This window comes from Sorangiineae bacterium MSr11367 (genome assembly GCA_037157805.1).
In the GTDB taxonomy this organism is placed as follows: Bacteria; Myxococcota_A; Polyangia; order Polyangiales; family Polyangiaceae; genus Pendulispora; species Pendulispora rubella.
The window spans coordinates 4,323,866-4,339,092 of record CP089983.1 but is presented as its reverse complement, the minus strand read 5'-3'; the positions used below and the strand labels follow the sequence as shown (position 1 = coordinate 4,339,092).

Below are 15,227 nucleotides of genomic sequence, written 5' to 3'. Positions count from 1 at the left end.
TTCGTCGTCAGTCGCTCGTTGTTTTTCTCTACATGCCGGTGTTGAAAATGGCTACACGGAGCTGTTTCTCCGGCCTTTTTGGTGTGGAACGATTCCACACGCCGTTCCCCTCACGTCGATGGTTTCTTCTTGTAGAAGGTCGTTCGCTCAATCCCGAGGAGGGCCGCGGCACGCGTTTTGTTCCCCGCGCTTTTCAGAAGTGCCACCTCGCGGTTCTTGGCCTGCAGGTCTTCCTCCTTCATGGGCAGCTCGACCAGGACGGGAGCATCGGATTCCGACATGTTGGTGCGGTCTGTCGGCTGATACCGAACGGCCGCAGGGAAGTCAGTCACCTCGAGCAGCGGACCATCTCCGAGAACCAACGCATGCTCGATCACGTTCCGCAATTCTCGGACGTTGCCAGGCCACGGGTACCGACGAACGGCTTCCAAGGCGGAAGGGGCGAAGCCTTGAACCCTCCGTCCTCCACTCGACGCAAGGTCTGCGAGCAACTGGTTCGCGAGCATCACGATGTCGCTCCCTCGATCCCGGAGCGGGGGGACCGTGGCCCGGATGACCGAGATGCGAAAGAACAAGTCGCTCCGGAACGTGCCGCCCGCGACCATGGCTTCGAGGTCACGGTTCGTGGCGGCGATGACTCGCGCCTCCAAAGGCAGAGAACGATTGGAACCGAGTCGCTCGAACCGCTTCTCTTCGAGGACCCGCAACAATTTGGCCTGACTTGCCAGAGGCAGTTCGCCGATCTCGTCGAGCAAGACAGTGCCACGGCCAGCCACTTCGAGTGCACCGACCTGGGAAGCGACCGCCCCGGTGAAGGCTCCGCGCGCGTGCCCGAACAACTCGCTTTCGATGAGGTTCTCGGGAATGGCGGCGCAATTGATCACACGCAGCGGATGATCCTTACGGGCTCCCGATTCGTGAATAAGCCGCGCGACAAAGGTCTTCCCAACCCCTGTTTCGCCTGTCAGAAGGACCGTGGCGTCGGAAACCGCGAGCCGCGGAACGAGTCGGACGAGTTCTTGAGCGGCGGTCGAATCCCCAAGAAATGCGTGCGCGCTGCCAACTGCCTGCCGCCGCAGCGTTTCACGGTCTTCTTGCACCGAGAGGAACAACGACAAGTGAGCCAATCGCGATGCGCAAAGGGCGGATGCGAGAACAAGCATGCGGCGCATCGAGTCGGTTATCCGGTCGGAAGCGAGATCGGTCAGATAGGAGATGCATCCGGCCGGAGCGGCATGCGCTGGGACGAGGATCTTGGTGCCGCCCGTCGGCGTCGCGGTCTCGAAGACGTGCGATGTCGCACCGGACGTCGAGGGCGATGACTTCGGTTCGGCAGCCACTTCGGCTCCCACGCAGCTCACGTATTTGCGCGCCCACGTTGCCAGTGCGGTCTCTATGCTCGAAATGTCTTCGGCGGCTGACAATGCCTCATTGAGGGCGAACATCGCCGCGACGCCGTGAACATCGGCGGCGACTCCCGTGAGAAGCGAACTAACGGTCGTGGCCAGTCCGTCCGTTCTTGGCTGCGAAGCGGCCTCCTTTCCTTCGTTGGCTTGCACGATAAGCACCGTGCCACCGACGAGGATGGATTCGCCGATCTTGACCTCGCCCGACTCGATCTCGCGGTGGGCATGGATCACTGGGGCGGCTCCTTGGCAGACTCTTACCTGCACGCCCATCCGTGTAGCGTGCACGTGAAAGTGGTGCCGCGACACTCTGCGATCGCTCAGCACGAGATCCGCGTCCGTGGCGCGGCCCACGATCCGAACGCGATCGTCCGCCACGAGTTCTCTCCCCGCGTCGGGCCCCTCCGCCACGGTCAGGCGCTTGCTCAAGTCGATAGACACTCCGTCGTGGATACCACATCCCCCGGTGCGGCTCGATTCGCCCCACCCAATCCCCGTGGTCCCCGTGTGGGCGAACGCGAACGGACCGCAAATTTCACCTACAAAACCGTCCGAAAGAGCGGAGACGCGCATCGACAAATGCTCACTCCCCTGCATCCGAACGACCGCATGATCAACGGATGTCGTCACGTCGAGAATTTGCGACGCTTCGTCACGATCAGCGTGCCCAGATGGGCCATTCCTCAAGGCTTTCGCGCCTCGGGCACGGAGAGCGGACGAGGCCTTGCCACCCCCGATGGTTTATGGAATCGTCCGTGGTCGCCGCGCATTGGGCAATTGTGTCCGACCATTTGAATGCTGCGCGTGAGAGAGGGTAATCATGGACTCTACCAAGACCGACGAAGAAACACGGCAGACGAGCAACCCGTCCGACGATTCAAAGGCAGATGGGCTGCGCCTGAATCGTGAAACCATCCGGCACCTCACACTCAGAACCGGGCTGCGCGCCGGCGAACCCCCGGAAACGAGTGGAGGAGGATCGGGACACGGCGGTTGAACGAGTTCGACCACCGGTGGCTCGCGAGCGAGTCCTTCCCACTCGGTCCATGGAATCGTCTTTGCTTGCCGTCGCCTCGGGTGAGGCATGTCCGCGCAGTTGGATGTGCGTTTGAGACGAGAGGTAAAAACATGGCGACTAGGAAGACTAACCAAGAAGCGCAGCAGACGAGCAACCCGTCCGATGATTCAAAGGAAGACGGACTCCGACTGAATCGTGAAACCATCCGGCACCTCACGCTCAGAACCGGGCTGCGCGCCGGCGAGCCGCCGGAAACGAGCGGAGGAGGATCGGGACACACTCGCTGAAAGATACGGCCTAGCGAGAAGAGAGGGCAAAACATGGATTCCATCAAGATCGACGAAGAAACGCGGCCAACGAGTGACCCGTCCGACGATTCAAAGTCAAAGGAAGACGGACTCCGACTGAATCGTGAAACCATCCGGCACCTCACACTCAGAACCGGACTGCGCGCGGGCGAGGGCCCGGAGACGACGACTGGAGGCGGACCGGGACACTGAGGTCGAAAGAGTTCGACCGGCCGGTGGCTCACTGCCTGTCCCGAGAGCGATGTCGCCTTGTAGGTTCGTGAGCCCCACTTTCTACGATTCAGCGTAGGCTGCGCAGTTCCGCACCGGTCCGACGACGGCAGATTACAGGTGCTGTACCCAGCACAACCCGGGGCAAGGTTTTTTTCGAGCGCTGTTCGAACGAAAGGCTGGCTCGTACCCTTGCCTGGTTTCCCGAAGCGCGCTTCCTGGAGGATGGTTTCACCAACATGCGTCACCATGTCGTGTTTCTCTTTGCGTCGATGGCCACCGCGTGCGCACAGAACGCCGCCAACATGAGCGAGCCTCCTCCCAGGAAGCCGCCCGCCGTTTCGAGCGCCCCTGCTCCGGCACCGGAACAGCGCAATGAGCCACGGCGAGAGCCGTCCGAAGAGGAGCTCTTTGGTCTCCGGCTGAGCGACCCGTATCGCTGGATGGAGAAAAAGGAAAACGCGGGGGAACTGAAAAGCTGGCTGACTTCCGAGGGGCAGCGCACACGCCAGCACCTGGAACTCCTTGCGGGGCACGCAAAGCTTGAGGAGCGCGTGCGTGAGCTCGGGATGTCACAAGCCTTCGCCAGCGTTGTGAGGCCGGTCGGAGACCTTGTCTTCTATTTGAAGACCGACAAGGGGGGCGAGCTGCGCAAGCTCGTGGTCCGTTCGAGCGACGGGCGTGAGCGCGTTCTCGTCGATCCATCGACGATGCGAACGGCCACCGGTGGACACGTTTCGATCGACCATTATAGGCCTTCTCACGACGGAAAATGGGTTGCCTACGGTCTGGCCGAGGGCGGTGGTGAGATCACCAACGTCTACGTTGTCGAAACGGCAACAGGTCGCGTCCTGCCCGAGGTTCTTCCCCGGATTTGGGGAGAATTTTGGGTGTCGTGGCGCGCGGATAACAGCGGTTTCTACTACACCCAGATGGTCCCAGAGTCGGAGCTCCATGGCGGAGATCCCATGCAAGGGATGAGGGCGCGTTTTCATCGACTCGGCGATCCGGTACCTCAAGATCCTGTCGTACTCGGGCCCGGAGCGACCGCTGGACCGCCGTTCGAACCCCAGGAGTTTCCGAAAGTACGAACCTTCCCGGGTTCACGGTGGTCGCTCGGATTCGGCACGGGAGCGCGGTTCGAAGCGCGCATCTTCGCGACCCGCGCAAAGGAGTTGTCCGCGACGCCCGGAAAGGCCGCCTGGACGACGGTGACAGAATACACGGATCTCGTGCGGGACTGGGCTGTTCATGGCGATGATCTCTACTTGCTCACCTCGAAGGGAGCGCCCAATCGCCGCGTTCTCCGTGTCTCGCTCGAGAAGCCGAACCTCGCCGACGCCGAAGTCGTGGTGGCAGAAAGTGGAGATGTCATCGAGGAGATGGCCTTCGACGCGAAATCACTCTACCTGCATATGAACCACAACGGTCGCTCGCGGCTGCGGCGACTGCCCTTCGGCACACGCAAGGTCGAGGATATCTCGCTACCATTCGATGGCTGGATTGATGACATCGTCGCCGATCCGCTTCGCGAAGGAAGCATCGTGCATATGGAAGGGTGGACTCGAGAAGATCGTTATTTCGCGTTTAATGCGAAGTCGCGAGCATTCAAGGACCTTTCGCTCGTCGAGTCCTCTGGCATCGATGTCAGCGAATTCGTTGCAGACGAGGTCGAGGCCACGAGCAGTGACGGAACACTCGTGCCGCTGACGATCCTGCACCGAAAAGATTTGCCGAAGGATGGTCGGCGCAACGCCGTTTTGGAGGGATATGGTGCGTATGGGTTCTCGCTTTCCCCGCGATTCAAGCCCACGCATATCGCCTGGCTGGAGCGCGGAGGGGTGTACGCATACGCGCACGTGCGGGGCGGCGGCGAAAAGGGTGATGCCTGGCGACTAGCCGGAAAGGGCGAAAAGAAGCCAAACAGCGTCCGAGATTTCATTGCATGTGGCGAGTATCTGGTGCGCGAGAAGTACACTTCGCCCAGCTACTTGGCAGCGTACGGTCAGAGCGCGGGAGGAATCCTCATCGGGCGCGCCATTACCGAGCGTCCAGACCTTTTCGCCGCCGCTACGGTTTCAGCAGGCTTTCTAAATACGATGCGCTTCTTGCAGGGCTCGAATGGGGCAAACCAGAAGGCCGAGCTGGGATCCCCCGACACGGAGGCTGGCGCGCGCGCGCTTTTCGCGATGGATGCATTTCACAACATTCGCCAAGGCGTGAAGTATCCATCTGCCATGTTGGCCACCGGCTTGAACGATGCACGATCCTCGCCGTGGATTACGGCGAAATTCGGTGCACAACTACGCTGGGCCAACGCAGGACGGCCGGTGTGGCTACGCGTCGAAGGTGACGAGGGACATGGTGTTGGATCTACCCGCCGGCAGCGTTTCGCGTTGATCGCGGACATGTGGTCGTTCTTTCTGGAGGAAATGGGAGACCCAGAATTTCGGACGGCCGGCTCCACGCGTTAGCGTTCGAGCAATTCTCTTACCGCGCCGCCGTGGGACAAGCCAAGGCGGCGCGTCGCTGACGAGCTAGTTTCGCTGTCACACTGCGAGCCTCCCGCCCCCAGCGAGCAAGAACGCGATCATAAGCAGCGCATGCTCCCGGCACGTCTCCAACTCGCTCGAGAGCGGTCCCGAGGTGCGAATTTACCCAGGTATGCTCGAAAGGATAGTCGAGCGCCGTGCAGGATGCAGCTCCACGCCGGAGGTACGGAAGAGCACGTTGGATATCGTCCGTTAGCAGGTAGACGAAGCCAAGGCCATCATCGGAGTCGACGGCCCGAGTACGGTGGTCCGTGATCCCGTATCGCGGTAGAGCGCCAAGTGCTTCTTGAGCATCCTCGCGATCCGCCACGGCTAGGGCATACGAGAGTGTCCACCGGAGGCTGGGCAGGGCGCAATACTGCGGATGCGCAGCCTCGTCGCGTGCCAGCCAGGCCTCGCGACGTTTGCGATACGCCTCGCGACTCAGCCCTCCTGCAAGGTACTGGACACGGAGAGCCCAAACCTCGAAATCGAAGTATGGAGACGCCAGCCAGGCATCTCGCTTGGCGAGATACTCCCTTGCAAGGCGAGCAGCCTTGTCGCGATCCCCGAGCTCCATCGCGAGGTAGAATCGCATTTTCGCCAAGCGGCCGTGGTCTTCCTCGTAACGATCGTCCGCGATCGCTTTGTCCCACCGATCGAGATCGCGCTCAGCCGCCGCGAAGGAACCATTCAGCACGTCGAGGTGCGTCTCGTATTGGAACTGCAAGGCGTCGCGTTGAGCCTCGGGTGCGAGCTTCCGGGCGTGTTCGAGTGCTTGTCGAACGCTTTCGACGGCACCGCCACGAGCCTGGATCATATCGGCAAGTTCTAGGGCAAATAGCGGTATGGGGGACGAGACCGACATCAGCGTGCGCGCGTAACCCTCCCCCTCCGAGCAATGCCCTTCATTGGCCTCGAGCTCCCACATCATGTCGAGGCATTTCTCGCCGTAACGTGAAATCTGTAGACACTCGGCGAACGCGTCTCGCGTTCCGGGGATGTCATCTTGCAGAGACAGCGCGTGCCCCTTGTCGGCCCAAGCCATGGCAAGGGACGGATCCTGGCCGATCAAGTCGTCCAGCACTGCGATGGCGTCCGTGAAGTTGCTTCGTAGGATCTGCGTATAGGCAAGCGCTCGAAGCACCCGCCAATCCGATGGGAACGCACGGCGCACTTCCGCCAGACGCCTCTCGCTATCCTGGAGATCCGGAGGGACCGCCATCGCGGGTCCGTACGCTTCGAGCAGAGCCCGATCACGGGCTCCTAAACTACTGCGGTGCTCGGAGGCGGCGCGGTAGTGAGCACGTGCAAAGTCATTCGGCACGGGCGGTATCCAGATCGAGTAAAGGTGTGCTGGAGCCAACGTTGGATCGAGCTCAATCGCCCGCGCAAAGTGCTTGCCCGCCGTCCATTTCGAAGCATCCCGCATGCTCTGGAGTCCCGCCTTGAATTCGGCGATGGCGCGCGGGTCACTCGATGTCACCTCGTCCTCTGCCTTTTCCGCCGTGGGTGTCGGCGGTGCGTCCTGCTTCGTTGCACTTCGATTTGCAGCGGCGGCGAGAAAAACGCCCACACCAAGCGCCAATGCCGCGATGCCTGCCGCAGTCATGCTGCGAGTACCCCGACCGGGCCGTGTGGGCTTGGGCACGACTCCGGCTGCCATCACGGTGGGACCGCCATCGCCTCTGGGCGGCTGGGCATCCGGCGCCGCGGCTGTCGCTTTCGCTGTCGGGTTCGACGCTGCGGCATCTTTGGCGTCCGGTCGCCCGGAAGGTTCGAGCGCCTCTCGTTGCGTCTCGAGTGCGTGCGACACCAGCTCGGCACTGAGCTCCTTGCGGATCCGGGTCGCCAATGCATCGACAGGCTGCCCGAGTGACTCGGCGAACGCATCCGACATGGCAGCGCGCATCTCGGCAGCCGACCGCCATCGATCGGCGGGATCGAATGCGAGCGACTTATCCACGAATTGCACGATGGGGTCCGGCAAATTAGGCAAGAGCTCCCGCAACGAGCGCGCCTTCTTCGTCGCCGCGGCGGCAAGTTGCGCGGGCGCGCTATCGTACTGATGGACGAATTCACCGGCCAAGAGGGCGAACATCGTCGCCCCCACCGACCAACAATCGCTGTGCGGTCCGAGGGCATTCCGGTCGGCCAGCGCCTGCTCGGGCGCCATGAAGCCCGGCGTACCGATGATGCGTCCGGTAACCGTGCCGCCTCCGTCGATGTCGTTTCGACGCGCGATTCCGAAGTCGAGAACGCGCACGCTCCCGGTGGTGGTTACGAAGAGGTTGTCGGGCTTGATGTCCCGATGCACGATGCCCTTCGCGTGTGCGGCGGCAAGCACATCGAGTACGTCGGCCGTGATGACCGCCACCTCACCGACGGACAGACGGCGACCGGCTCGCTCCCAACGAGCACGGAGCGTCTCCCCTTCGAGAAGCGGCATGATTAAAAATGCGGCGCCTTCGTCATCGACATCGTCATCGAGGACGGGAACGGCTCCAGGATGATCGACATGATTCGCGACGTAAGCCTCGCGACGAAAGAGATTCAGGACGTCGTTGTCACCGGCGAAATGATCAAGCAGATACTTGATGGCGACGCGGTTGCCATTGCGATGCTTTGCCGCGTAGACCGCCGCCATCCCGCCGACGCCGACGAGACGCGTGATCACATATTTTTGCTGGACTACTTTCCCGACGCGCGCCAAGGCCCGCTCGGAAATCGACAGGCGCGACGGCTGCATCGGCATTCTTCCCCGGGCCGGATGATGCCGCCCTGGTGCCTGGAGCGTCAAGGCGAAGGCTACGGAAGAGTCCGTCAATTCGCTGTCCGATTTTCGCGACGACGTCAAAATCCGGGGGGGGGCTGGCGCCCGTGGCGAACGGTCGGCATGCCGAGGGCTGGGAGGCTCCCGGCCGAGAGACATCCGGCAACGCCGAGAGCATTCTTCAGCAGGCCTTGCCGGCCTGCGGTGTGCATGGCTATTCCGCTAGGCGTCTTGGACAAGTCCAATTCCGCCAGCCCTTCCCCCGCATACCGTCACGCTGTTCGGAGCATAATGAGATTGGGACTCTTTCGACCCCACTTCGGTCCTTCAATCGCGGCTTTCTTCATCGCCGCCACCACCGTCACCGCTGCGAATGCGCAGCAAGGTGCGGCCGTCCTAACGGGCAAAATTGTCGACGCGTCTTCGGGACGGGGATTGGCCGATACCGTCGTCGCCCTGACCTCGCTCGCCCTCCAGGGTGAGCAGGTCGTCTCGACGGACGACACGGGAACCTATCGGATCCCGTCATTGCCTCCGGGCACCTACACATTGCGCCTCGAGAAGCCTGGTTACCGGCTTTACGCGCGCGACCAGATTCAATTACGAGCCGATGCCACCATTCGCCTCGACGCCGATCTCTTGCCCGAATCGCTATCGGCGCAGGAAGTCAGCGTGACGGCTCATGCGCCCACGATTGATGTTGGCTCCACCACCGGCGGTACCAACGTCAATGCGGACTTCGTGTCACGCATTCCGCTCGTCACCCCGGGCGCAAGCGGCGGTGCACAACGGAGCTTCGAGTCCGTGGCGCAGGCGGCGCCAGGGGCGCACGCAGACCTGTACGGCACGTCAATCAACGGGACGACGTCACCGGAGAATTCGTACGTCATCGATGGGATGCGCACAAACAGCCCAAAGTACGGCACGAATGGTGCGCCCCTATCGATGGAATTCGTCAAAGAGCTCAATGTTCTATCAAGTGGCTACATGCCCGAATACGGTCGGTCGACAGGAGGCGTTTTGAACGTCGTCACCAAGTCCGGGTCGAACGAATATCACGGTTCCGCATGGGCGAACTGGACACCAGGCAACCTAGAAGGCGCACGTCAGTACCCGTACTTTACGGGCACTGCGGTTCAAACGCGCCGATCGCTGGCCAATGTCTACGACATCGGCTTCGACCAAAGTGGACCAATCATCAAAGATCGACTCTGGTATTACGTTGGCTTCGACGTTGCCCGAACGGTATACAACCTCGACAGGAGCGTCTACAAGTCCGCTTATGCCGCCGACGGGAGCCCGACGGGCACGTCGGAGCTGCCGGGTTTGAGCCAACGCTACAAGGCCACGGCAACATCGTACCAGTTGTTCGCAAAACTAGATTATCGACACGATGCAAACAACAAATTCGCGTTGACCTTTGCCGCAACCCCCATGACTGCGGGGGGCTCGGGCGAGTTCGCCCTCAATCCGAATACAGGCCTCGTCGAATATGCCCTGAATGAGCAGAATCTCGCCGGTTCATATTCTGGACTGGCGCGAACTCGGTACCTGGGAGCGTACGACACGATCTTGAATTGGGTTTCGTCGTTCGACAACAAGTCCAAGAACCTGGAAACGACGCTCGGATGGCACCATGAGCTCGACGGCTCACTGGGAGCGGACGGTTTTGCAATTGGAAGCGGATTGGGGTTCTCGGCAGTGCCCGGCATATCAAGCTATCGCCGAAGCATTCCCAGTTATCACGACCTGAGCGATTTCGAGAATGTACCCGGTTGTGGAACGTTCGCGGCGGTCAAGGCCGACGGAACGCGACTCTCGCTCCCGACGTGCCCGATGCAGACGTATCGCGCGGGCGGTCCCGGGTTTACGGACGAACAAGTGCTCGATACCTACGCAGCAAAGTCCGTTCTCACGATACTTGCAAAGGGCCTCGGGCACCACATCGTCAAGGTTGGTGCCGACCTCGAATTGTCGACCTCCTGGCACAACCGAGGCTACTCCGGCACCCGCCTATACTCGGAATCCAGCAATGGGACGCGCTTCGACGAATGGCGCGGCTACGGCTACCTGAAGGGCCCCGACGATCCGGTCTTCATTGACCGCCTCGTAACACGTTCGAATAGCATCAACGTTGGCGGCTTCGTTCAGGAAACCTGGGCCATCGCTGACAAAATCACGGTCAATGCAGGCATTCGGTACGACAGCCAATTTCTAATAGGCACGGATGGTAAGCTCTTCATGAGTTTTCCACACCAAGTGTCCCCACGTATCGGTGCCATCTTCGATCCCACGCAGCACGGACGATCGAAAATATTCGCCAGCTATGCACGGTATTATGAGAGCGTTCCTCTCAACATTGCTGACCGCGGAACCGGTGAATCTCACGTCCTTTCAACGGCCAGGGGCGCTGCCTGCGACCCCTTGAATCCCAGCATGGTTCGTGTGTGCCAGTCGGACGAAGCTCGCCAGCATTTCAACGCGAAAGGTGGCTGGGGCTCGCGTGGGCTTCCGGATCGCACCTATGGCCCCTATGTCAGCGGAAAGGTTGTCGTCGACCCAGATCTCAGCCCGCAGTCTACGAGCGAAGTCACCGCTGGTGGCGAGTACGAACTCGTAAAAAACGGCCGCATCGGCGCAACCTACGTCCGCCGATGGTTGAACAACGCCGTCGAAAGCATGAGCAACGATGAGACGGCAAGCTACTTCGTCGGGAACCCCGGCAAGGGCATCGCGCGAGAATTCCCGGAAGCAATACGGAACTATGATTCTGGCACTGCGTACTTCATGAAGACATTCGCGGATGGGTGGCTAGCGCAGATCAGCTACACTTTGTCGTGGTTGCGGGGAAACCTCGCTGGGCTGTACAAGCCAGAGACTGCCCAGCTCGATCCGAACTCCACGACGACGTTCGACTTGAAGTCCATGCTCGTCAATCAGGTTGGCGACCTTCCTGGCGATCGACGGCACAGCATCAAAGTCTACGCGGCCAAGGATTTCGCGCTGTCGCGCACGTCCCTCTTGACCCTTGGTGGCTCGATTCAAGCACGCTCCGGAGCGCCGACGAACTTTCTCGGCTCGCACCCGATTTATGGGCCGGATGAGGTCTACATTCTTCCGCGTGGAAGCGGAGAACGATTGCCATGGACCTCCAGCGCCAACACGCATGTCGGATACATGTGGCGCTTCGAAAGTGGCGTCTCTTTATCGGTCGCAGTCGATATTTTCAACCTATTGAACTTCGATGCCGTACTCGGGAGAGATGAGAGGTACACCCGCGCGGACGTGCTCCCCATCCCGAACGGTTCTCGCGCCGACCTTGCCAACGGTGTCAAGACAGCGACCGGGGGCGCATTGAGCGCTCAGCAAGTCAATCCCAACTTTGGAAGCGCAAACCAGTATCAAGAGCCGCGACAATTTCGTTTCGGGATCCGTGGTAGCTTTTGAATCCTACCGACCGTCAGACGCGCAACACGGAGGACTGGCCAAACTCGTGCTATGCCGTGGGTTCAGAGGGCCACGCCGTTCTCCCAGAGAACATCGTCGCGACATCCCGAGAATTCTCGAGAACGCGCCCTTGCCCGCGACATTCGCGGCGAACCCGTTCCAGTATCTGAAGGACCTCTCGCGCATCAGGAAATTCGAGCACCGAGACGATGAGCCGACACGAAAGCTTCCTCGAGGGGTACGACCACCACGGCGCATGCGTGATTCGCACACCACTTCTGCCATTCCGTATACTTTGCGAAGGTTTGGATCGGTCTGCACTAGGTCGTCTTTTTGCCGACCCGATGGTGCGGGAGGCATTGTTCCTCGCCTCGCCGAGCCTCGACTCGGCCATCGACGCATGGCTCGAGAACCCCGATGCACCCCGGGCACGTGACGTCGAGGCGATCGCCTCGCGATACATAGCGCGTATGGCAGCTCGTCCGACCCCCTTTGGGCTGTTCGCGGCTTGCACGGCGGCGGCCATTGGGGACACCTCATCATTCGTGCTCGGATCGACGGATGAATGCATTCGGCGCTCACGGCTCGACATGCACTATCTTGGCGCCCTGGGCGAGACACTCGAGACAGATCGCCACGTTCGTGACGTCCTGCGGTTCCGGCGAAATTCGTCAATCTCTTCGAACGGCGATGAGTTGCGCTACGTCGAAGGCCACACGGGCGCGCGCGAGCGCGCCCGTGATTTTCGCCTCGTTTCGGTCGATCCGACAGCACCATTGATGACGGCCATCACGGAGACGACAGACCCAATGACGATCCACGAGGTCCGCGATGCGATCGTCCACCATCACCCACGACTTTCGCCTACTGCGTCCGCTCGTTTCGTCCACGACCTCATCGACGCGCAGATCCTCGAATCGGACCTTCGGCCGGCAGTCACCTGTGACGATCCGATCTCCAGATTTACGCAGACCCTCGGCACGAGCGAGAACACGCGCTCCGTCGTCGCGTGCCTAACGGGAGTTCAACGCGGATTGCACGAGCTCGACTCGAAAGGACTCGGGATTGGACGAGAATCCTACCACGCCATCCTGAGCGCGCTCGAACGACTCCCGATCCCTGTCGATCCCGCGCGTGTCTTTCAGGTGGACCTTTTTCGACCGAGTCGACAGTTGCGGATTGGAGAAGGGATCATTCGGAGCATACGCGAGGCGGTCGCCCTGCTCCACCGCATCACGCCTGTCCGTGGTACGGCGGCGATGGCACGCTTTCGTGAGAAATTCGCGGAACGATACGGGGACCGAGAGATTCCCCTCGTCGAGGCACTCGACGAAGAGCGTGGGCTCGGGTTCGACGCCAGCAACGCTACCGCCGTCGACCCGTCCCCACTTCTCGCCGGTATCGAATTTCCGTCGGTGCCCGACGAGACGTCGGTCTCCGCACAAGACCGGTACAAGCTTCAACGCTTGCTTGCTCTTCGCGAGTCGGCGCAATCGGAATGGGCGCTCGACGAAAACGACCTCGAGGCGCTCACCGTTGCTGATCCTGCTCCGCTTCCGGACGCGATCGCCGCAATGGTGACGCTTGCCTCCCGCTCGAATGATGCTCTCGATCGGGGCGATTTCGATCTTCTCGTCCACAACGTCTCGGGACCTTCGGGGGTCGCTCTGCTTGCTCGATTTTGCCATGGCGATCCGGCAATCCGATCACTGGTCGATAGCAATTTGCGGGCGGAGGAGGCGTGCCTCCCAGACAGCATATTTGCCGAGATCGTTCACCTTCCTGCCGGCAGACTTGGAAACGTCATCTGCCGCCCCGTTCTGCGTGTGCACGAGATTCCTTATCTGGGTAGTTCGGGTGTACCATCGGACCGACAGATCGCCCTCGATGATCTGCGGGTGTCCATCCGAGGCCGTGAAGTCCGTCTACGCTCGGGGAAGCTGGATCGAGAAGTCATCCCTAGACTCTCCAACGCCCACGCGTACTGGAGGTCCACTCTTTCGATTTACCGGTTCTTGGGTGCTCTCCAACAGGAAGGTCGTGCGTGCCCGTTACGCTGGAGTTGGGGCAACCTTCTGCAAGACGCTCCCTTTTTGCCGAGGGTCAAGCACCGCAACATCGTGCTCTCGTTGGCTCAGTGGACGATTCCCGCAAAGGACGTAGGGCTCATCGGGCACGATCCAGCGGTTCGCTCTGGACGCGGTCTACCTCGATGGGTGTGTGTCGCCGAAGGCGACAATATCCTGCCGATCGATCTGGAGAGTTCCTCGGCCGGTATCCAGCTATCGGCTCTGGCTCGGCGACGAGAGCACCTCCGCTTACAGGAACTCTTTCCGGAACCGGACAGGATGTGCATGACCAGCGAGGCCGGCGCTCATACGCACGAACTCGTCGTGCCGTTCGCACGAGCTGCCGCCCCTCCGGCGCGATCTCGCCCTCTTCCATACCTGTCAGAGCGATCGCGTGCGTTCACCCCAGCGAGCGAATGGTTGTACGCCAAGATTTACACCGGACCTGCAACATCCGACCGAATCCTTCGCACTGCCATCGCTCCGCTGGTGAGAGAGCTCAAGGACGACAAGTGCATCGATCGATGGTTCTTCATTCGTTACACTGACCCCGAACCGCACCTTCGTATCCGCTTTCGCGGGGCACCGGACGGTCTCCTTCGAGACGTTTTACCTCGCCTACGCGAACGAATTGCGCCGTTTCTTGACTCTGGCCGCATCGCACGCTTCCAGCTTGATACCTATGAGCCCGAAGTCGAGCGTTACGGCGGTCCCAGGGCGATGTCCATCAGTGAGCAGGTGTTCGCAACCGATAGTGATGCTGCATTGGCCATCATCGAAAGAACCACTGGGGACGCGGGCGCCGAAACTCGTTGGCTAGCCGCGTTCTACGGAATGCATACTCTCGTCACGGACGCAGGCTTCGATGACGGCGCGCGAGTAGACTTCGTGACACGGTGCCGCGACGCGTTCGCATTGGAATACAGATTGGATGTGATGGCACGCCGCTCACTCGGAGCGCGCTACCGAGCGGTGCGGCCACGAATCGAGCAACTGCTGCGCGGCACCATCGACTCCGATGAAGCACTAGATCCGATGCTCTCCGTTTTTCGTGCGCGCTCAGTCGCCCTGGCCGGATCGTTCGCCGAACTGCGTGGGCTGCGCGACCGGGGCGAGCTCTTAACCTCCTGGGACGCGCTCGTCGGAAGCTTCGTGCACATGCACGTTAATCGCGTGATCCGCGAGTACCAGCGAAAGCACGAGTTGGTCCTCTACGAGTTTCTGGTTCGGGCGTATTCGTCGATAGCGGCTCGTACGGCGAGTACACCCGCGTCAGGCATCGCCCCAGGAGCGCGCCAGCGGAACGGAAATGGGCTATTCTAGCGGCCGAGCAGCGCCTATGCCCGACACATTTTCCCGCACGTCTCACTCGCTCGATGCCGATTCGGGGTGGCGCCTATCGTGGGCGGTTCTCGTAGCCTTCCTGCTGGTCGCTGGTTGGGCGACATGGTTCTCTTGCGCGGAG

5 protein-coding genes are annotated in these 15,227 nt (G+C 61.0%); 3 read left to right on the top strand and 2 right to left on the bottom strand.

Annotation, left to right across the window (positions count from 1 at the left end; all coding sequences use genetic code 11):
• Window positions 1–110: 110 nt before the first annotated feature.
• On the bottom strand, window positions 111–1,847 hold the full coding sequence (locus tag LVJ94_17440) for a sigma 54-interacting transcriptional regulator (protein ID WXB09003.1): 1,737 nt from the start codon (window positions 1,845–1,847) through the stop codon (window positions 111–113).
• Between the two features lie 1,400 nt (window positions 1,848–3,247).
• Between LVJ94_17440 and LVJ94_17435 the strand changes: the two genes are divergently transcribed.
• Complete coding sequence (locus tag LVJ94_17435) at window positions 3,248–5,416, top strand: prolyl oligopeptidase family serine peptidase (protein WXB10731.1); 2,169 nt, start codon at window positions 3,248–3,250, stop codon at window positions 5,414–5,416.
• Window positions 5,417–5,432: 16 nt separating this feature from the next.
• Here the strand turns inward: LVJ94_17435 and LVJ94_17430 are convergent, their stop codons facing one another.
• Window positions 5,433–8,222 (bottom strand): protein kinase, encoded by a 2,790-nt coding sequence (locus tag LVJ94_17430; GenBank protein ID WXB09002.1) that lies wholly within the window; start codon window positions 8,220–8,222, stop codon window positions 5,433–5,435.
• Between the two features lie 315 nt (window positions 8,223–8,537).
• Between LVJ94_17430 and LVJ94_17425 the strand changes: the two genes are divergently transcribed.
• Window positions 8,538–11,693 carry a TonB-dependent receptor gene (locus LVJ94_17425; GenBank protein ID WXB09001.1) on the top strand — a complete coding sequence of 1,052 codons (3,156 nt, stop codon included), beginning with the start codon at window positions 8,538–8,540 and terminating at the stop codon, window positions 11,691–11,693.
• A gap of 344 nt (window positions 11,694–12,037) precedes the next feature.
• The gene (locus tag LVJ94_17420; GenBank protein ID WXB09000.1) at window positions 12,038–15,085 is read left to right on the top strand and encodes a lantibiotic dehydratase; all 3,048 of its coding nucleotides are present in this window, start codon (window positions 12,038–12,040) and stop codon (window positions 15,083–15,085) included.
• The last annotated feature ends 142 nt before the right edge of the window (window positions 15,086–15,227 follow it).

What these genes read in the sequence shown, in the direction of transcription:
- LVJ94_17435 (WXB10731.1), top strand. Translation starts at nt 3,248, where the DNA reads ATGAGCGAGCCTCCTCCCAGGAAGCCGCCCGCCGTTTCGAGCGCCCCT.
- LVJ94_17430 (WXB09002.1), bottom strand. Translation starts at nt 8,222, where the DNA reads ATGCAGCCGTCGCGCCTGTCGATTTCCGAGCGGGCCTTGGCGCGCGTC.
- LVJ94_17425 (WXB09001.1), top strand. Translation starts at nt 8,538, where the DNA reads ATGAGATTGGGACTCTTTCGACCCCACTTCGGTCCTTCAATCGCGGCT.
- LVJ94_17420 (WXB09000.1), top strand. Translation starts at nt 12,038, where the DNA reads ATGGTGCGGGAGGCATTGTTCCTCGCCTCGCCGAGCCTCGACTCGGCC.